General features: G+C 65.1%; 16 protein-coding genes. 8 read left to right on the top strand and 8 right to left on the bottom strand.

Annotation, left to right across the window (positions count from 1 at the left end):
* Positions 1-381 precede the first annotated feature (381 nt).
* The 5 genes from VGH98_17945 to VGH98_17925 are packed head-to-tail and all read left to right on the top strand — an operon-like array spanning position 382 to position 4,526.
* The gene (locus VGH98_17945; protein HEY2377860.1) at positions 382-1,314 is read left to right on the top strand and encodes a rhodanese-like domain-containing protein; all 933 of its coding nucleotides are present in this window, start codon (positions 382-384) and stop codon (positions 1,312-1,314) included.
* A complete protein-coding gene (locus VGH98_17940) occupies positions 1,311-1,829 on the top strand; it encodes a YeeE/YedE thiosulfate transporter family protein (GenBank protein HEY2377859.1) in 519 nt (172 codons plus the stop codon). Before VGH98_17945 ends, VGH98_17940 begins: the two co-directional genes overlap by 4 nt.
* Positions 1,826-2,476, top strand: a complete 651-nt coding sequence (locus VGH98_17935; GenBank protein ID HEY2377858.1) for a YeeE/YedE thiosulfate transporter family protein — start codon at positions 1,826-1,828, stop codon at positions 2,474-2,476. The genes VGH98_17940 and VGH98_17935 overlap by 4 nt, the downstream gene beginning before the upstream one ends.
* Positions 2,473-3,141, top strand: a complete 669-nt coding sequence (locus VGH98_17930; protein ID HEY2377857.1) for a rhodanese-like domain-containing protein — start codon at positions 2,473-2,475, stop codon at positions 3,139-3,141. Before VGH98_17935 ends, VGH98_17930 begins: the two co-directional genes overlap by 4 nt.
* The gene (locus tag VGH98_17925) at positions 3,135-4,526 is read left to right on the top strand and encodes an aminotransferase class V-fold PLP-dependent enzyme (protein ID HEY2377856.1); all 1,392 of its coding nucleotides are present in this window, start codon (positions 3,135-3,137) and stop codon (positions 4,524-4,526) included. The genes VGH98_17930 and VGH98_17925 overlap by 7 nt, the downstream gene beginning before the upstream one ends.
* A 24-nt stretch (positions 4,527-4,550) precedes the next feature.
* Here the strand turns inward: VGH98_17925 and VGH98_17920 are convergent, their stop codons facing one another.
* The 5 genes from VGH98_17920 to VGH98_17900 all read right to left on the bottom strand — a co-directional run bounded on the left by VGH98_17920 (position 4,551) and on the right by VGH98_17900 (position 13,369).
* Complete coding sequence (locus VGH98_17920) at positions 4,551-5,879, bottom strand: hypothetical protein (GenBank protein ID HEY2377855.1); 1,329 nt, start codon at positions 5,877-5,879, stop codon at positions 4,551-4,553.
* Between the two features lie 152 nt (positions 5,880-6,031).
* Complete coding sequence (locus VGH98_17915; protein HEY2377854.1) at positions 6,032-6,328, bottom strand: hypothetical protein; 297 nt, start codon at positions 6,326-6,328, stop codon at positions 6,032-6,034.
* Between the two features lie 55 nt (positions 6,329-6,383).
* Entirely contained in the window at positions 6,384-7,466 is a 1,083-nt protein-coding gene (locus VGH98_17910; GenBank protein ID HEY2377853.1) for a hypothetical protein, read from the bottom strand.
* A 30-nt stretch (positions 7,467-7,496) separates the two neighbouring features.
* Complete coding sequence (locus VGH98_17905; protein HEY2377852.1) at positions 7,497-10,100, bottom strand: hypothetical protein; 2,604 nt, start codon at positions 10,098-10,100, stop codon at positions 7,497-7,499.
* The gene (locus VGH98_17900; GenBank protein ID HEY2377851.1) at positions 10,097-13,369 is read right to left on the bottom strand and encodes a hypothetical protein; all 3,273 of its coding nucleotides are present in this window, start codon (positions 13,367-13,369) and stop codon (positions 10,097-10,099) included. The genes VGH98_17905 and VGH98_17900 overlap by 4 nt, the downstream gene beginning before the upstream one ends.
* A 145-nt stretch (positions 13,370-13,514) precedes the next feature.
* Between VGH98_17900 and VGH98_17895 the strand changes: the two genes are divergently transcribed.
* The 3 genes from VGH98_17895 (at position 13,515) to VGH98_17885 (ending at position 16,354) form a co-directional block, all read left to right on the top strand.
* The gene (locus tag VGH98_17895; protein HEY2377850.1) at positions 13,515-14,846 is read left to right on the top strand and encodes an amidohydrolase family protein; all 1,332 of its coding nucleotides are present in this window, start codon (positions 13,515-13,517) and stop codon (positions 14,844-14,846) included.
* A 425-nt stretch (positions 14,847-15,271) separates the two neighbouring features.
* Positions 15,272-15,724 carry an SRPBCC domain-containing protein gene (locus VGH98_17890; GenBank protein ID HEY2377849.1) on the top strand — a complete coding sequence of 151 codons (453 nt, stop codon included), beginning with the start codon at positions 15,272-15,274 and terminating at the stop codon, positions 15,722-15,724.
* Between the two features lie 96 nt (positions 15,725-15,820).
* Positions 15,821-16,354, top strand: a complete 534-nt coding sequence (locus tag VGH98_17885; protein ID HEY2377848.1) for a DinB family protein — start codon at positions 15,821-15,823, stop codon at positions 16,352-16,354.
* 73 nt (positions 16,355-16,427) lie between these two features.
* On the opposite strand, the gene VGH98_17880 is transcribed toward VGH98_17885, so the two are convergent.
* From VGH98_17880 to VGH98_17870, 3 genes are read right to left on the bottom strand one after another with little or no spacing between them, the layout of a single operon-like run.
* On the bottom strand, positions 16,428-17,648 hold the full coding sequence (locus VGH98_17880; GenBank protein HEY2377847.1) for a hypothetical protein: 1,221 nt from the start codon (positions 17,646-17,648) through the stop codon (positions 16,428-16,430).
* Positions 17,649-17,665: 17 nt separating this feature from the next.
* Positions 17,666-18,151: a hypothetical protein gene (locus VGH98_17875; protein ID HEY2377846.1), complete on the bottom strand. Its 486-nt coding sequence runs from the start codon at positions 18,149-18,151 to the stop codon at positions 17,666-17,668.
* A gap of 34 nt (positions 18,152-18,185) precedes the next feature.
* On the bottom strand, positions 18,186-18,746 hold the full coding sequence (locus tag VGH98_17870; protein HEY2377845.1) for a DUF1629 domain-containing protein: 561 nt from the start codon (positions 18,744-18,746) through the stop codon (positions 18,186-18,188).
* Positions 18,747-18,752: the final 6 nt, after the last annotated feature.

Genomic DNA, 18,752 nt, shown 5'->3' with positions numbered 1-18,752 from the left:
GGCGCGTCGAGAGGGGCGCGTCGAGAGAGGCGCGTCGAGAAGGGCGCGTCGAGAGAGGCGCGTCGAGAGAGGCGCGTCGAATAGGGCGTTGAAACGACCGAGCTGTCAGCCTCGAGCGGCCCAGCTGTGAGCACGAAGCTGAGCGCTCAGGCTCAGAGCTGGAGGCTGCAGCCTGACAGCTCGGTAGTTTGTCGCTCCATTCGACGCGCCCTTCTCGACGCGCCCTTCTCGACGCGCCCTTCTCGACGCGCCCCTCTCGACGCGCCCCTCTCGATCTCAGACTCGTTTACAGTTCCTACACATCTCGAGCACCGTTCGGTCACCTGTCCTGCGACCGCCTCTTTAGCGTAGAAGCACGACAACCTCCGACCGGAGCAACCCGTGCGCACTCGCTCGCTCGTCATCCTCGCTGCCGCAATATCGTTAGGCGCCGCGCTGCCGGCACACGCCCAGCGCGACCAGATGCTCGTCAGCACCTCCTGGCTCGCCCAGCATCTCCACGACCCCAACCTCGTCCTCCTCCATGTCGGCAGCGACGGCGAGTACAACTCGATGCACATCACGGGCGCACGGTTCGTGAGCCTGGACGACATCTCCGTCTCCGGCCACACACAGGGAGATCTGATGCTCGAGATGCCGCCGGTGGAGTCGCTCCGCGAGCGCCTCGAGAAGCTCGGCATCTCCAACAACTCGCGCATCGTCATCTACTATGGCAGCGATTGGGTATCCCCGTCGACGCGCGTGGTGTTCACGCTCGATTACGCCGGTCTTGGCGCGCAGACGTCCCTCCTCGACGGCGGCATGCCCGCCTGGGTGCGCGCCGGCAACAAGGTGACAGACCAGAAGCCCGTTCCGCGCACCGGGTCGCTCGCGGCGCTGCACGTCAAGCCGATCGTCGTCGACGCGGCGTACGTGAAGGGCCATATCGGCAAGAGCGGCGTCTCGATCGTCGATGGACGCGACGCGTCGTTCTACGACGGCGTGCAGCAAGGCAGCACGCATGGCGCACAGCAGCGCGCGGGTCACATCGCGAGCGCGAAGAGTGTTCCGTTCACGGAAGTCACGTACGACAACCTGCTCCTCAAGTCGCCTAACGACTTGGCGGCGCTCTTTGCCAAGGCCGGCGTGCAGCCGGGCGACACGATCGTCGGGTATTGCCACATTGGCCAGCAGGCGACGGCGATGCTCTTCGCCGCCCGCTCGCTCGGTCATCCGGTGCTGCTCTACGATGGCTCTTTCCAGGACTGGTCGCGCCAAACCCCCGCCGATGCATACCCCGTCGAGACCCAGTCGCAGCAGAAGGGCAATCCGTGATCTCTCGCCTGGCAAAGCCGTACTCGAACCCGTACCTCGCCGGCGTCGGGCTCGGGCTCGTGCTTCTCGCCGCGTTCGTCGTCATGGGACGAGGCCTGGGGGCGTCGGGAGCATTCGCGAGCAGCGCCGCCGGAGTCGTCTCTTCGGTTGCGCCCAGTCATGCACGGGCCAATCCGTACTTCGCGCGGTACCTCGGTGGCGGCGGACCGTGGCTCGACTGGCTGTTGATCGAGATCGTCGGCGTGGCCATCGGCGGTTTCCTGTCCGCGCTCGTTGCCGGTCGTCTTCGCGTCGACATCGAGCGCGGTCCGCGTTTCTCGAACCGGGCTCGCCTAACGACCGCCTTCGTTGCCGGTGGCGTGATGGGGCTCGGTGCCGTCCTCGCGCGCGGGTGTACGAGCGGACAGGCGCTCACGGGCGGCGCGCTGCTGAGCGTTGGGAGCTGGCTGTTCATCGTCGGTGCGTTCGCGGCCGCGTACGCAGTGGCACCGCTCGTACGGCGGGCCTGGATATGACCGCGCCCTACTTCGAGCTCGGTTACTTTGGCGAACGCGGCGCGCTTGTCGCCGCGCTCGTCATCGGCATCGCCTTCGGATGGTGTCTCGAGAGCGCGGGAATGGGGAGCGCGCGCAAGCTTTCAGCCCAGTTCTATCTCACCGATCTTACCGTCTTCAAGGTGATGTTCAGCGCGATCGTGACGGCGATGCTCGGACTCTTCTGGCTCGGCCGGCTGGGCGTGCTCGATCTGTCGCGAGTCTACGTGCCCGAGACGTACATCCTGCCGCAGCTCGTCGGTGGCTTGATCTTCGGCATGGGCTTCGCGCTCGGCGGCCTCTGTCCGGGGACGTCGTGCGTCGCCGCGGTCACCGGACGTCTCGACGGAGCGGCCGTCGTGCTGGGAATGTGGTCGGGAGTGCTCGCGACGGGACTCTTCTTTCCGTCGCTGCAAACGTTCTACGAAGCGACGCCCCGCGGTGCGTTCACGCTTCCGCAAGTCTTCCATCTATCGCATGGTGTCGCGGTGCTGATCGTGGTTCTCGTTGCGATCAGCGGCTTCCGCGGCGCGGAATGGATCGAAGGGCGGTTTGCAACGCACAGCAAGTTGTCCGCGCCGCGTAACGCTTTACGCGAGACGCCAGTTGCCGAGGGCGTCGGAGCGTGACCGTGGATCGCAGTCGCCGGCTTACACGCTGGCTTGCTGTGATTGCGATCGTCCTCGCCGTGCTCGCGCCGCTGGCTGGGAGTCCGTACTCGTCTCAACATGCCTCGATCGATGTCACCTCGCTCGCGCGCGCCGTGTCGCGCGAGGAAGATCACGTCACCGCGCTCGAGTTGGCACAGTGGATCAAGGAGCGCCGCGCGGGCCTGCGTGTCGTCGATGTCCGTTCAGCCGAGGACTACGCGACGTTTCACGTGCCGCGTGCGGAGCACCTGTCCCTCGATTCACTCGCGAGCGCGCCTTTTCGGAGCGACGAAACGATCGTGCTCTACTCCGAGGGCGGCACGCACGCGGCGCAGGCTTGGGTATTCCTTCGCGCGTTAGGCTACCGAAAGGTGTTTTTTCTGCGCGGTGGTTTGTACGAGTGGCTCGATCAGGTGATGAACCCAACGCTCGCGGATACGACGGCTGCGGCGCGAGCTGCCTTCGAACGAGCGGCGGTTCTCAGCCGCTACTTCGGCGGTGTTCCGAGAAGCGATCTCCGCCCTTCCAGCGAGGACGCCATTCGAATTCCCGTTGCTGATTCGGCGAGTGACCGCGCCGCCGTGCAATTGCCACCGAAGAGTAGCGAGGCAAAGCTCCTTCAGGTGCGAAGGCGCGGATGCTGACCGCAACGAACCGACTCACAACGGCGATCACGGCCACCGATCCGATCTTCGCTGCGCTTCGACAAAAGGAATTCGGGCGACTGGACGAGAATCGGCTCGCCTATCTCGATTACACGGGCAGTGCACTTCCCGCCGCGCGTCAGTTGCAGGCGCACACCGAGCTGCTCGATCGTGGCGTCTACGGGAACCCGCACGCCGACAACGAGCCCTCGCGACGGAGCACGCAGGCATTGGACGCGGGACGAGCGCTTCTGCTCGCGCACCTCGAAGCCGATGCAGCGGAATACGTCGTCTGCTTCAGCGCGAACGCGACCGGCGCGGTCAAGCTAGTCGCCGAGAGCTATCCGTTCACGCGCGAAAGCGGCTACGTCCTCTCGGCGGACAATCACAACTCACTCAACGGGGTGCGCGAGTATGCACGTCGCGCCGGCGCTCGCATTGCCTACGTTCCACTCGATGCGCAATTGCGGCTCGATGGTTCTTCGGACGTGCTCGGACGATTCCGCGCAGCGCGCGGGCCAAGACTCTTCGCATTCCCTGCGCAGTCGAACTTCAGCGGCGTCAGGCATCCGCTAGAGCTGATCGAGACGGCGCAGGATGCTGGATTCGAAGTCCTCGTCGACGCTGCCGCCTTCTTGCCGAGCTGTGGGCTCAGCTTGCGCGCGCATCGTCCGGAGTTCGTCGTACTGTCGTTTTACAAGCTGTTCGGCGTCCCCACTGGCCTTGGTGCGCTCGTGGCGCGGCGTGATGCGCTCGCGCGGCTGCGGCGACCCTGGTTTTCGGGCGGGACCATCGAGTACGTCTCGGTTCAGAACGACGTGCACTCGTTGCTGCCCGCGGCCGGCGGCTTCGAGGACGGAACTCCACACTTCCTGGGGGCGGCGGCGCTCGCTTCGGGTTTCGATCTTCTGGCCGAGGTTGGCATGGCTCGTCTCTCGGCGCACATTGGAGGCCTAACGAACGAGCTGCTCGTCGCATTGCGCTGCATCACGTACCGCGATGGAGCGCCCGCCGCGCAGATTTATGGGCCAACGGGATCGGCCGGACGCGGCGGCACCGTGGCGTTCAACGTTCTCGATCGCCATGGTCGCGTCGTGCCATACTGGGTGGTCGAGGAGCGCGCGCGCGCGCGCGGCGTCGCCGTGCGCGGTGGCTGCTTCTGCAATCCGGGCGCTGCGGAAGCGGCGTTCGGTTTCGACGGCGAGTCGGCCGCGCGATGTCTGCGTGTTGCTTCGGAAGGCGGATTCACCATACCCCAGTTCGCCGAATGCATGACGCGCGACGCCGGCGTGGCCGTTGGAGCAGTGCGAGCGTCGTTAGGTCTGGCGAACAATGACGCGGATGTGCGACGTGCGGTCGAAGTCGTCGAGTCCTTCGTCCAGTGAATGGGGGGTGGCGCCCACGCGCCACTATTCACTCGTCAGGATTCGCCGCGCGTCAGAACGTGACTCGGGCGTGAAGGTCAGCGCCGGCACCGGAGCGCGAACGCCGGCGCTCAGGAAGCCACGCGGACCGCACTCGATGACGTGCTCGCACCCCGCGCCCCACGCGGCGGCAATGAGGTCGGCGTCGCCCCGCGCATTGCCTAACGACCCAGACCGGTCCTCGGCGCGATCGGCGAATAATCCGCGCGACCGGAGCGTAACGATCGGCAGCCCCGGCGCCACGAATCGCACTTCCTCGAACGCCGTCTTGAACTGCTCGGCTGCCGTCGGAGACTCTCCGTCGGCGTTCGTTGGCCGTGCGGCCAGGGCGCGTTGAGCCGCGAGTCGCAGAGCCGTGGAAAGATCGGCTGCGCCAGCCACCGCCAACGCGGCCAGCTCGCCCAAGCCATCGCCAATCAACGCATCTGGCTGGATGCCGTGCTCCTTCAGGGATTCCGCGATCAATACGCCGGTGAGTACGACGCCGACGTGCGCGAGCTCGGGGCACCGCTCGAGCCGTTGATCGTGCAGCGCGATCGCGTCCATGTCGACTAGCGGCAGAAATGACTGCCGGAAGATGCGACGCGAAACCTCTTCAGCTTCATCGAAGTAGTCGGCGAGATACGGTAGGTACGCACGTAACTCGCAGAGCAATCGCCCGTCGTAGGACGGCGCATCGGGGAAGAAGAACGCTGTGCGTCCCTCGGGCACCGGCAATTCGCCGAGTGCCGGAATCGCAAGTGGGGTCGTCGGCGTTCGCCGCTGGGTGACCGCAGCCGCGCTCTGCATCGCCACTCCGATGGCGAGGGCACGGACGTCGTCGGGGAAGAGCGATTCTTCGGCATCAGGAAGCACAAGCGCTCGCTCGACAAACGACGGCGATCGATCGCGTTCGCGAAAATCGCCACGGTTGGCAAGGAGGTCGACCAGCGGCTGCGGCACGGCCGATGAGTTGCCCGTGGCCTTCTGCACACAGGCGATCGCCATGAACGCGCACGCGACGGGCTCGCCGTCGCTGCGCATTATTCGATAGTAGAGCCTGAGCCGGGAGCTATCCGCGAGCGTATCGAGCGACAGGAGGCACACGAGCCGCTCGCGCAGCGAGACGGGCGCGAGAGCTCGAATTCCGTGCTCGAAGGCGGGCCAGCTAACGGCGTCGAGTTGTTCGGTGTTGCCGAAGACGTTCTGTCGGGCCTCGCTCACGAGACGGTCCCAAACTCCCGTGAGGAGCTTGGTGCCCGTTAGGAAAAGCCGCGGGCCGCAGCCCGCGACGTCTCCCTCCACCACTTCCCACGGCGCCGAATAGAAGTGCACGGGCCCGATTCCCAATGGACGAACTGGTACGGTACCCCATCTTTGTGCGCCATGCAACCACGCCGCGCGCGTTTCGGGATAACTACGGACAGCCCCGAAAGCGCCATCTCAGGAGCATCATGGCGACAGGGAACACTGAGTCCGTGAGCCGATTAGCGACTCCCTTTCGGCTTGCGGCGTCGCCGTTTGGTGTTATCCGGAGCCGAGTCGCGGTCCCGCCCGACAAGGTGATCGACCTCATAATTGTTCTCGTCGATGAGGCGCTCGACGTGCTCACCGCTCGCGCCCGCCTGCGGGCCGGTATCAGCCACCGCGCCGCCAAGTCGAATGTCGTCGCGAATGAAATCCTCGCCTGACGGATCCTCGAGTGTGTCTTCGACGTCCGTCTGCTTCACTTTGAAGTGGCCGTCTACATCGCGACCGTTGTGAGTCTTGCGGCGTTCCGACATGTGCTGACACTCCGTTCTGCAGGTTTGAGTAGCTAACGCGCAATCCGCAGGCCGGCTAGCGCTCGACGACCAAAACGAGATACCGACCGCCCTCCCAGAATTGCTCGGGCTCAGTGACGTGCAGCCGATTGTCGTCGGAGTTGAGGCGTCCATCACGGCCGACGCCGTCGGCGTACTTCATGTCCTGCGCGGAAATCACGCGCAGACGTCCGTGCCGCAAGGCGGGCAGCGCAAGAACGGTGTCGCGATAGCGGTCCAGCTCGCGAAACTCGCCATTCTCCGGAGCGCGCGACGACGAGCCCTGCTGCTCGACGTCCGCCTCGTCGTCGTTCGACGTCGCAATTGACCCGAACGCCGAACGGATCGCCGCGAGACGCGAAAGGTCGGCGTCGCGCGACGGCAGTAGCTGCTTCTCTCGCTGCCAACCTCGCCAGGACTTCTTCGCGACGGTGACCTCCCTTATCACGCCGGCAGAAAGCAACTCGTCGCGAGTGCCGACGACGTAATACACACGACCCACGCGCGCCGAGAGTCGCGAGAGACTGTCTCGCATGCGATCGCGATCGTCGGCCAGCGCGCGGTTCTCGACCCGCAGGCTGTCGATGCTCTGCTCGAACGCGGCGAATTGCACGGCGCGATTCTCGGCGAGCGTCCGAAACATCGCCAGCGTCTCGGCAGACGATGCCAACTCGCGCCGCGAGGCGCTGTCGCTCGCGACCGCGGCGTGCCAGAGACTGTCGCTCGTTCGCAGCCTCGTCGTTAGGCGACCGAGATTCGCGGCGATTCGCTCCCGCTTCGCCTCGAGCACCTCGCGCTCGCTGGCGCTGTCGCCAAGCTCGCCGTTAGGCACGAGCGGGCGCACCGCTCCACCGCGCGGGCCCCCCAGATCTCGGTCGATCTCGTTGACGATGCTCGAGAGCTCGTTGAGCTGCGCGAGGAGGTACTCGTTCTTCTGCGCGAGCTCCTGGTTCAGCTTGCGCGCCGTATCGCCGCGAGCGCGCTCGCCGTCGAGCATGACGTGCAGCCGCTCGACCGTGTCCGGTCTCGCGTAGTCACGAAGCACACTGCGCCAGCGATGGCCGTCCTTACATGCGGCCAGACCAGCAACGACGAGCAGCAGCCACACTCGATTGCGCATGAACGATTTCAGAGGTATTCCGCCGTACACTCAACACACCTTCAGCCGTTGCCAGTCCTTCCGGAGCAAGCGCCAGAGGCGCTCGTTCGCGAAATCCGTCGCCAGCGACTCGACGTGCGGTGGATTGCGACGGAGCCGGAAGTAGATCGTTCCGACGATACCGCAATCGATCGCGCCGCCGTTTCCTTCTTGCTGCTTCACCTTCCCAGTGTCCAACGTTTTACCCGAGCGCGAGTACTTCGCACCGATTGCAAAAAGCAGCGTCTTGGCCACCACGGGCGGGACGACCGTATCCACGAACGTCAGGGGACGCGTCACCGGCGCGCCGTTCACCATTACGGTGTCGGTGCGTCGGAGAACGCGCACGTGTGGCGGCGCATTCAGCGTGCCGCTTTTGCCAAAGAACAGCAGGCTCGTGCTGAGCTGCTGCGCGATGGCAGCTTGAGTTCCCTTTGCCGTTCCAGTCGTACCGACGTCGTGCAGCCCGCCGATGAAGGCCGGGTACCACGAATACTTGGACAGCTCCAGCGACGGAAAAGATGCCTGGCCGCTGGAGTTGGGCACGAACGTCAGAGCGAAACGACGATCGGTGACGATGCGGGCGAAGGCCTGTGTGAGATCGAGGGTCGTCACTCGGTTTTCCGCCGCCCCGACAGAGAACATCGCGAGCTGCCGCGCCGTCGCCGGCCGATTGCCACGCATCATTGCCAGGCGTGATTGCTCAGGCCACAGGCCGAGCGGAACGCGCACCGGGTTGAAGCGGTCGTCGCGAAGATGCAGCCAAACGGAGGAGTCGCGTCCCTCGCGGCCGAGCTGCGCCGCCAGCTCGAGACTCGTGTTCAGGCTGTCGAGAGTGAAAAGACCCTCGGCCAGCGCGCTGCCGTTGAGAGTGTCGGCGCGAATCTGATGATTGCGGTCGAGCGGAAGATGAAGCCGTTGTCCGACGTGGGTCTGGCCGCCGAGACGGAAGCTGACGCCGGGTGCGCTCTCGAGCTCGGGCGTACCCCGGCTTGCCGCTGGTTGGAGCGCCGCCGCCACGAGCGAGGCCGAGTATCGATTGCTCGAGCAGCTGAGAAACTGTCGAAGTCCGATCCAACCCAATGGACACGAAGCGCCCGACTCGAACGGCTTGCCCAACGGCAAACCCCAGACGTCGTGCATCGTCATCGCATCGTTCCGCACCTCGAGCGTGGCGAGCTCGGGACGTTCCATCAACGTTGCGGCCGCGAGCAATGGCTTGATCGCCGAGCCAACGTTCACGGGCTTGAGGAGCCAGCTGCCGCCACTCGCTGCTGGTGGACCATACTCCGCCACTCCGAGGATCTCTCCGGTCTTCGCCGAGGCGAGAACGACCGTCGCGAAGGCGAGGTCGCTCGTCTGCATGTGGGACGGACCATGCTTCCCATGCCCGGCGAAATCATCGAGCTCGGCCTGGAGGTCGTCGGTGAGGCCTTCGTCGAGGCTCAGTGGGATGTTCCGCCCCGCCTCGAGCTCGACGCTGGCGCCGAAGCCAGCCGCGCTGGCAAGCTGCCTCACGAGCGGCGACGTTCGCGAGACGCTCGGCTCCCAGCGGATCCGGCCGTTGATCCATTGCGTGCCGCCTAACGTGCCGGCGAGCGTCCACTCGAGAATCACCGGCTCGGGACGCGTCCGACGCGCGCTGGACAGCGCGCGCGAGTGAAACTGGAACATTCCGCCAGTGCCGATCGGCACGGTACGTCGCGACGGCAGCTGCTTGCCGTCGTAGAGTGTCCGCTCGCCCGTGAAGAGCGTCGCGGTGCCCGTTTCGCCAAGGCGATCCGGAAAGCGTAACACGAGCTGGGCGAATGGTGAGCCGGGCGCCGTGCACTCGACGTACACGGAATCCTTCACCGCGCGGAATGGACAAGGCGGAACTCCAGGCACCTTGCCGGCCGACCGCACGGATTGCGCGCCCTTCGCTGAAAGCCAGCCGAGGCTTCGCGACCATTCTCGCGTCGTCACGGCGACGAGCCGTGCCGCGTCGAATGGCGAAGGAACGCGCAAACCGTACGGCACCGCGCGCTCGGCAAGCACGATGCTGTCCCGCTCACCTCGTGCATCGTCGAGCGACCGGATCTCGGTGCGGAAGATCGACGGGTTCTCGGCGGCGCGCAGATCCATGACCGTGCCGCCGGTCAGGTGTCCGCGGCGCACGGCATCGAGGCGCTCGCGCTGATAGCCATTGAAGCGATCGATCTCGTCGTGGAGGAACCCACCTGCCTCGAGGCTCGGATAGACCGACGGATCCGCCGAGAGCGTGTCGTACGTGACGACGGTGTACCCGTTAGGCGCTGGAACGAGCGCGTCGACCTGGACGGCACGAATCGCACGACGGAGCGGACGATCCGGCTCGTCGATCAGTGCATCGTGAAGTTCGGCGAAGAGCGTGTCGTACGTGAGGCCGTGGCGAGCCGTGTTCGAGAGCGTGTAATGCGGGAGCACCGCGCCTAACGCGACAAAGCCGACCACGGTGAGCAGCAGAAAGATGAGTCCGACCTGTGCCGACGACGGCAATCGTGCTTCGCGCTTCGCCGGCGCCTCCGGGTGGACCTCGACAAGCGGCGCGAAAGCTTCGCTCCTCGCGATTGGAAACTGTGTCTTCGGAGTCGTCATGCGTCCCTCTGCTTGCCTTCGGCGCGCCAGAGGGCAACAACCATCGCCGAGATTATCGCGCTGACGAACGACACGTCGCTCCAGGCGTTGAGTCCAAGGAAGGGCATGTTCTGTCCCGTCAGCGGCACAATGCCCAGATTCGACGCCGCCACGTACGCCGCGGGAATCGTCAGCATCAACGCACCGCCGACGACGACAGCGAGCGGGCTGTCGTCGGAAGGTTGACGCGTGGCGCCATCTTTCTCACCACGCGACACTCGCCACGTGTAGAGCACGACGACGAGCACGACCCACACGTAGAGCAAGAGCACAGCGATCCCGCCTAACAAGCCGTGCTCGGACAACACGTAGACCGAGAAGGTGTTCTCGGCGTACGAGATCGGAACCGGTACGCCGCGTCCAATCACGGTCGGGCCAGCGAGCCCTTCGCCGAACAGTCCAGAGGCTGCGTACGCTCGTCCACCCCACGCTTGCTCCATCGAGCGCAGGATCTCGTCGCGCTCCGGGGAGGGCGCGGCACTCACGAGCACCCGCTCGAGAAGCTCCGGATGCGTTGCTGAAAGCCCGCGCACCACTGCCCGGATCACCGGATCCGCCGTGAGCGGCCAGTGACGCAACGGGCCGCCGAGATCGGCGAACGCCGCGGATCGCGCCGCCGGAGAATCGGCGTGCTGCAGCGTCGTGAGGTGGGGACGGAGCACAGGCTCGGCGAGCGCCACGATGAGTGCGATGATCACCGCAAACGTCGCCGCCACGCTACGCGGCAGGTACGCGAGTCCCATCGCCAGCAGCAACGTCACGACGAGCGGCAGACTGAACACCAGGCCGAGGCCAAAGTCGGCGCGCGTCGCGAGGAGGGTGGCCGCGAGTGGAATCCCGAGCACGGCAATCGCCGCCCGGCCCCTGCCCAACGCGAACGAGACACCGGCGTCGCGCCCGTTGCGAACGATCAGGAGGAAGAGGAAGAAGAGCGCGGCGAAGAGCAGTGTCGGTCCGTCCAGTCGCCTAACGAGCACGACGAAATTCAGCGCACCGAGAAGCGCCAGCGTCAGGAGGGGCGCACCAAGACGAAGCCTCGGCGCGACGTCGCTGCGGCCGAGTGCACCACGCTTCAGTCGCCAGAGCAGGAGGCCGATCGCGTACAGCACGACCAGCGTGACCGTCGCGAACACCGCGAGTTGTCGGGCGATCACACTGAGGGGAACACCGCACGCCGCGATGATGATCGCAGCGCGGCGAGCCCAATCGTCGTCGCTGGGGTCGGCGCGCAGCACTTCCGCGGGTGTGGTCGCCGGCTCACGTCCGCGACGCTGTGGCCGCAGGTATTCGACGCCGATCCACGCCAGCATCGCCACGAACACGACGAGCAGCGCGCCGACCACCGCTGACGGCCGGAGCACGCCAAGCACACCGAACCCGATGAGCATGAACAGGAGCCCGAGTGCCGTCGTGCGTTGATCGGGGAGCTTCGCGGCGGCGACCGCGCCGGTGTAGCCGGTCGCCGGTTCGCGGCGCAGGCCCGCGACGATTCGCGCGGCACGATCCTCGACGCGGAGCATGAACCTGACGACGCGCGGCGCCCACGTGCTCCATTCGAGTAGCATCACCGTGCCGACAATCGTCGCGATCCACGCACCGACCGCCGAGTCGGCGCCGCGCTCGTAATACGGGGTCGCATACGTGATGCGATAACCGAGCACGAGCCGGACGCCGAGGAAGACGAGCGCGAGGTTCGCGAGCGTCCACGCGGCCGCCGTCGACGGACGGGCGCTGAGCGCCGCCGAGCTGATTCGCGGATCGGATCCGAGCAGCAGGAACGCGCCCGTGATCAGGAGCGCCAGGCCAGCGAACGTGAGATTGAGGTTGATGATCTCTCCGGTCGCCACCTTGTGAATTCTCAACAAGTATCCCGCCGTGCGGCGCGGATCGGCCGAGCGTGCCCAAACCGTCATCACCGAATCGACCGGTGCCGTGTACACGCTGTCGGATGCGATGACCTGCGCCGTTCGGTCATTCACCATGCGCACGCGGCCGAGGAATGCATAACGAGTCGTGTCGAGGCCGAAGGCGCCGAGGTAGAAGTGCGGCACGGATGGCGGAAGCCGTGACGACGACACGAGCGTGCAGCGTCGTTGCGTGCCGCAGACTTCGTCCGAGGGCAGCCAGCCGAGACGGGGGTCGGGGCCGCGAACGAAGCGCACGGCCACGCCCGGATCGCGGTTCGGTCCGCGCGAGTGATCGGCGAGGACGAAGGACCATCGCCGACCGTGTGACACGACTCGCACCGTATCGCCCATCGTGAGGAACGGTCGCTCGACTGCTGGCTTGTCGGCTTTCGTGACCACCCATTCGCCGTCACGTGATGCCAGGCGAAAGAGCAGAGGCGGCACCAGGCCCCAGCGCTCGAGCGGCTTCAGTCGCGCCTGCGGCTCGTAGATCAGTGTCAACACGAGGTCGCGGGCGGCACTCGTGTCGGGGACGTGCGTCCACGAGAGCTCGCGGAGTGGCAGCCCCTCGCCGAGCTTTCTCGTTAGGCGCCTTCCGAGGACCTCGAGCGCGGGGGAGGAGTCGGGAAGAACGAGGGTCGCGCGCTCACCGTTCCATTCGAGAAAGCGGCCGTCGCTGGACTCGATGAGACGGAAATGATGAGTCGGCCCGCCGGCACGCGCCGCCATCGCGTTCACCTCTGGCGAGGAGAGACTGAGCTCGTCGCCCCAGAGCTGCACCCACGCGGGATCGAAGCGCACGACACGGTCCCACAACTGGCGCGATGGCGATCGACTCCAGTCGCGCTTCTGCTGCAGCGACTCGACCCCTTCCATGCTGTCGACGACGACGCCGTGTCGCGCACGGTCTCGACGCAGCGTCACCGCCCAACGCTGCGCGACGTCGGGAGAGGCCTCGAAGCGGACGTCGAGCGAGTCCGGGACGCTCCCATCGGCGCTGAGATCACCGGCGCCAATGCGGAAAATACCCGAGCGCGGCGGAGTGAGATGAACGCCAACGACGTCGAAGCGCTCACTCCGCTGCCGTTGGATCTCGACGTAGTAGCTGTTGACCGCGAAGACCCAGACTGCGGCGAAGAGCGCGAGAAAGTACGCTGGCCGCTCGTTCCCGCGGTCTCGCACTCCCAGCCCCGGCAACACAGCCGCCGCACCCAGCAAGGCGACCCAGATCGCGAACCATGGTTCATCGACGTCGACAAACGAAGCGACGACGAACAACGCGATCGCGGCGAGCGCCACGATCCGGAGGCGTCGACCCAGCATGCAAGTCTGGTCTAAGGGACGAACAAAGCCGGAGATCCCCGCGGAGCGTGATCCCGGTCACGATCGGTTTGACACCGCTTCGGCCCACTACGTTGCGACTCACGCCCTGGTTCCGGGGCGAAAAGGCCAAGCGCATATTCTGCCCGTGATTCTCACGACACTCGTGGTCGCCATGCAGATCGTCGCCATCACCCATGTGACGGTGGTGGATGTCGAACGCGAGACGTCGCGGCGCGACGTCACGGTCGTAATCGTCGGCCCACGGATCACCGCCGTCGGCCCAGCCGCATCGACCAACGTCCCAGTAGGCGCGCGAGTGATCGACGGACGGGGCAAGTGGCTGATCCCCGGCCTCTGGGACATGCACGTCCACACGGCCGTTCCAACGGGACGGGCTTTGTTGAGCCTTTACGTCGCCAACGGAGTCACGGGCGTCCGCGACATGGGTGGCGATTTCGCCCTCATTAATGGTTGGCGGCGGCAGATCGCGGCCGGCACGCTCGTTGGACCGCGCATCGTCGCCGCGGGTCCTTATCTCGAAGGACACGATTCGCCGATCGCGCACATCGAGGTACACACTCCCGAGGACGCGCGCCGCGCCGTCGACTCACTCTCCGTGCTCGGCGTCGACTTTGTGAAGGTGCACAGCGCGCTGCGGCGCGAGACGTTCTTTGCCGCCGCGCGCGAAGCGCGAGCAAAACATCTCGCCCTCGCCGGTCATCTTTCGCGCAACGTGACTGTCGAGGAGGCGTCCGACTCCGGCCAGCGGAGTCTGGAGCATCTGCTCGGCTTCGTGAACGTGTGCACGCCAGCGGAGTCGGTGACATTTGCCGCCGCCGATCCGTTGCGACGGATCGTATTCAATAGTTGCACATCACGGGATCAGCGCGCGGTGTACGAACACCTGGCGCGGAACGGCACGTGGGTCACGCCAACGATGACGCCGGCGTGGGAGTTCGCGGTGCTGCCGCGCCACGACGTCCCGGGCGACTCGCTCGCGCGATTTCTCTCGGACAGCCTGCAACGGTACATGGTCGCGATCTTCGATCCGCCGCCCGAGCTACCGGCGAGCGCGACGATCCTTGGGCAGCGCATGTTCGCGAAGCGGCACGAGCTGGTGCGAGCGCTACACGAGGCGGGAGTGCCGCTGCTTGCGGGGACCGACGCACCGATGCGCAACAGTCCGCCGGGCTTCGGGCTGCACGAGGAGATCCTCGAGTTCGTGCGCAGCGGACTCACACCGGCTGCCGCGCTTCGCGCCGCCACGTACGAGCCGGCGCGGTATTTTGGCGCGCTCGATTCGTTAGGCACGGTCGCGCCGGGAAAGCTCGCCGATCTCGTCTTGCTCGACGGGGATCCGCTGGTGCGAATCGAGAGCGCTCATCGCATCGCGGCAGTGTTCACGCGGGGGCACGTGTACGACCGCACGGCCCTCGATCGGATGCTCGCCGACGCGGCTCGTGCCGCGGGAAAGTAGTTGTCATCCTGTGCGAAGCGACCGAAGCGCTTGCGAAAAAGCCGCGGCGGCGTAATACTAAACCGCATGGTTTACCACGCCAGCAGCCTCGATCACACGTTCGCCGCGCTCGCGGACCCGACCAGGCGTGCGATCATCACGCGCCTCGCGACCGGCGAGCGAACGATCAGCGATCTCGCGTCGCGCTTCGCGATGTCGCTCCCCGCGGTGTCGAAGCATATTCGCGTGCTCGAGCGCGCGGGGCTGGCGCGTGTGCGCCGCGAGGGCCGCGCTAGGCGGACGACGCTCGTCGCGGCGCCGATGCGCGACGCGTCGGCGTGGATCGAGCGCTATCGCAGCTTCTGGGAATTCCAGTTGGATCAGCTCTCGGCGTATCTCGCCGCGAGCGGCGCGTCAGGCGAAGCATCGACAAGGGAGGAACGCTCATGGCCACCGCCGCAAAGAAAGAAGAGCGCGCCGAAGCCACGCTCGAGATCCGGCGCACGATCCCCGCGCCCCGCGAGCGCGTCTTCGAAGCGTGGACGCAAGCGAAAGAGCTCGACCGTTGGAGCGCGCCGTCGCCGATGACGCCGACGGCGGAGGTGGATCTCCGTGTCGGCGGCCGCTATCGGATTGTCATGCGTGGACCCGATGGTGCCGAGCATCGCGTGGGTGGAGTTTACCGTACGATCGATCGGCCATCCAGGCTCGTGTATACGTGGAAGTGGGAAGACAGTCCGATGCCCGATTCTGTCGTCACCGTCGAGTTCCACGAACGCGGCAAGGAGACGGAAGTTGTGCTTCGGCACGAAGGCTTGACCGATTCGGAGAGCCGCGGGCGTCACGAGCACGGGTGGAATGCGTGTCTCGACAATCTCGTCACGATCATGACTCGATGAGGACGCGGCGACGCCGGCATGTTGACGAGTGTCCGTGCTATGGATAACTCAGAGGTTCAGCGAGCCAGTTCAACCTTCAACCATGAAGAGGCCTCGATGACTGCTCCTACTGCGACACCACCAGTTGGCTCGACGGCGATTCCGAGCCAGAGGCAGCAATTCCTCGATGTTCTGAAGAAGGAGCACGAGACGACGCGCAAAGTCGTCGAGGCTTATCCGGCCGATCAATCGGAGTTCAAGCCCCATCCGCGATCGAAGGCCGCGCGTGACCTCGCCTGGACGTTCGCAGTCGAGGAGGCGTTGATCCTCAAGGCACTTACGAACTCACTCAACGTCGGTGGCGGATTGCCGAAGGCGCCGGATTCCTGGAACGACGTTGTTGCGGCGTTCAAGCAGAATCACGCCGGCGTCATCGACGCGCTCGAGTCGGCGCGCGACGACGACGTGTTCGGAACCGTGAAGTTCTTCACGGGGCCGGGGGCGATTGGTGACGTGCCGAAGATGGATTTCCTGTACTTCATTCTCTCCGACCAGATCCATCACCGTGGTCAGATGACTGTTTACTTACGCATGGCTGGTGGGAAGGTGCCGTCGATCTACGGACCGTCGGCGGACGAGCCGTGGTTCTAGAGGGCAGAGGGTAGAGGGTTGCGAGTAGAGGGTGACTGCGTACCCTCTGCCCGCGACACTCTGCCCTCAACCGCTACGCCCGAAGAGGAAATTCCTCGAGCATTAGCGGTGTACCCGTCCACCCAGACGTAAGGCGGGCGCGCAGACAGAGCTCACGGCGTGACTCCATGTCCAGGAGGCCGAAGGTCTCGCGGGTGATGCCGGCACTAACGTCGACGCCATGAGCGACACGAGACGCCTGGGCGAGCTGCGGCTTGACCTTCTCCCAATGCTGTCGCGCCTTCGGCACATCGGGGAGCTGCACCTCGTCGAGGAACTCGGCCTCGAACTCGTCCGGCTCGCCGCCGTTCGGTAGCGGTACCGTCGCGCGTTTTCCTGATTCGATCGCGACGCCGAGCATCTTGCTGAACGCCGCGCCGGCTCCGGCTGCGGTAGCGGGATCGGGATTCTCCATCTCGCCGAGGAGAAACTCGATCATCACCGGATGCGCGAAGGCGGCAGCGATGCGATAGCGACCCGGCCCGAATGCCGTCGTCGACACAAAGGCGGTGACCGCCTTGTACTCGTGCGGCGGCATTGCGGCCGCGAGCATGGCGATGAGATCGACACCATCGGGGTTGGGCTGCTTGGCGATCCGATAGCAGTGCGAGAGCCAGCCCTGATGGCCATTCCACGCGGCGGCAACGAGGGCCGTTCGCTGCACATTGGGGTCGTCGTCGCTCATGCCCGCGTCGTAGGCGGTGGCCCCGACAGCGAGGCCAGTGTTCGTCACGATGCGCCAGGCGGCCTGCCTAACGGCAGGGTGCTCGTCGCGCAGGAGCGGTACGAGTTGCTCCGGTGTGACGTTCAACGCGCGATGAAACGCCAGCGCTTCGCCAGCGACGACGGCGACTGGTGGCGGGGCCGAAATGAAGAGCGACTGGAGGAGTGGAATGAGCGGTTGCGCGGGACCGTGCGCCAACGCTTCGCCGATGCCCTGCAGTCGCTTCCCCTCGGCGCCAGCGAATGCGTCGCGCACGCGCGCAATGGCATCAGGTGTGCCTAACCGCAGTAGCGCGTATGCGGCTGCGAAGGCGGGCATGGCGTCGTCGCCGTCGAGCGCCTTGCCGACGAACTCGAGCAGGTGGTCACCGAGGACGAGCAGTCCTTGCGTGTGCGCTTCAATGCGCTCATCGAGCATCCCTATCTCGCGCATGGTGTATGCGGCCGAGCGCAGCGCGTTACGGCGCTGCGACCAGAGGAACTGGAGCTCCTCGAAGTGTTCCTCCGCGATATCGGGGATGAAGGTGAGCATATCGTTAGGTGGAACGGTCAATTGATCGAGACGGCGCCGCCTTTGATGCGGTTCATGCGTTGGGCGTGGGAGACGAGGTCTTTGCCTTTGATGAGGATCTTGCCGTCTTCACGGATCGTTATGCTCCCGTCGCCGACGCGAAGGGTCAGGGAGTGCTTTGCCTCGAGGACTAGCGCATCCGGCGGAACCGTCTGGGGAGTGGAGTTAGCGGAAGAACGATCAATTTGCTGAGCGGCCGATTCCAGAGGGGGCGCACCCACTCGCCCGAGAATGAGCGCCTGCGCGTCGCCTTCGTCTTCGACCCAGCAGAGGACTGGATCTCCAACACGGAGCAGTATTGGATTTTCTGAAGCAACTAATTGGTCGGCAAGCAGCAAAGAGCTGCGATCACCGTCTCCGAGCTGAATTTCGAACCTCCCATCGGTTCGCGCCTCGACGACTATACCGCGGGTAAGCCGCCGCTCGCTAACGCTCCACGCAGACAGAAGTGAATCTTCCATCATAAGAAAACTCCATCTTTGGGGTGTTCGCGCATTCTCAACCTGACCACTTTTCAGGCTTGTAAAATTCCATCCCCGGGATGTTGCGACGCCTAACTTCACCTTTCACGATATCATCAACGATGATCGCGCTGACACTTTCTGCCAACCGAAAGAGTCGAAAGGGCATTGCCTTGCTCTCATCAATTGCAAGACTTTGGAAATCCACATCGATCATGGTAGAGTCTGTGGTCGGCATTCGAACCGACCGTGCCATGTCAGCAGCGGCCACGACGCCAACGATGTTGAAGGCCTTGTAATTGTTATGTTCCTTGTTCGTTGCTGGATCCGTTAGTGTGGCTGGAAACAATTGAAGATTGTCCACCCCCACTGCCTTGAGCGCATCTACCAAGTCATCGCGCATCAGTGGATAGGCGGTGTCGTCATACATCGCCTTTGGGGTTCCTGGGCGCGCTGGGTCTAGCGCGTAAACAACCGGAATCGGAAAATCCCCTGCTATGCGACCTCCATGGAACCAGGGTGCCTGGTTCATCGGAGGCCCTTTCCCGAGCGCGGCGCTTGGATATTCACCATCACACGTCATGACGAAAAATGGCATTGCGAT

This window comes from Gemmatimonadaceae bacterium (assembly GCA_036496605.1).
In the GTDB taxonomy this organism is placed as follows: Bacteria; Gemmatimonadota; Gemmatimonadetes; order Gemmatimonadales; family Gemmatimonadaceae; genus AG2.
This window is presented reverse-complemented; position numbering and strand designations above follow the sequence as displayed.

Coding starts and splice junctions, on each gene's coding strand:
- VGH98_17935 (HEY2377858.1), top strand. CDS start 1,826: ATGACCGCGCCCTACTTCGAGCTCGGTTACTTTGGCGAACGCGGCGCG.
- VGH98_17925 (HEY2377856.1), top strand. CDS start 3,135: ATGCTGACCGCAACGAACCGACTCACAACGGCGATCACGGCCACCGAT.
- VGH98_17915 (HEY2377854.1), bottom strand. CDS start 6,328: ATGTCGGAACGCCGCAAGACTCACAACGGTCGCGATGTAGACGGCCAC.
- VGH98_17910 (HEY2377853.1), bottom strand. CDS start 7,466: ATGCGCAATCGAGTGTGGCTGCTGCTCGTCGTTGCTGGTCTGGCCGCA.
- VGH98_17905 (HEY2377852.1), bottom strand. CDS start 10,100: ATGACGACTCCGAAGACACAGTTTCCAATCGCGAGGAGCGAAGCTTTC.
- VGH98_17900 (HEY2377851.1), bottom strand. CDS start 13,369: ATGCTGGGTCGACGCCTCCGGATCGTGGCGCTCGCCGCGATCGCGTTG.
- VGH98_17890 (HEY2377849.1), top strand. CDS start 15,272: ATGGCCACCGCCGCAAAGAAAGAAGAGCGCGCCGAAGCCACGCTCGAG.
- VGH98_17885 (HEY2377848.1), top strand. CDS start 15,821: ATGACTGCTCCTACTGCGACACCACCAGTTGGCTCGACGGCGATTCCG.
- VGH98_17880 (HEY2377847.1), bottom strand. CDS start 17,648: ATGCTCACCTTCATCCCCGATATCGCGGAGGAACACTTCGAGGAGCTC.
- VGH98_17875 (HEY2377846.1), bottom strand. CDS start 18,151: ATGATGGAAGATTCACTTCTGTCTGCGTGGAGCGTTAGCGAGCGGCGG.
- VGH98_17870 (HEY2377845.1), bottom strand. CDS start 18,746: ATGCCATTTTTCGTCATGACGTGTGATGGTGAATATCCAAGCGCCGCG.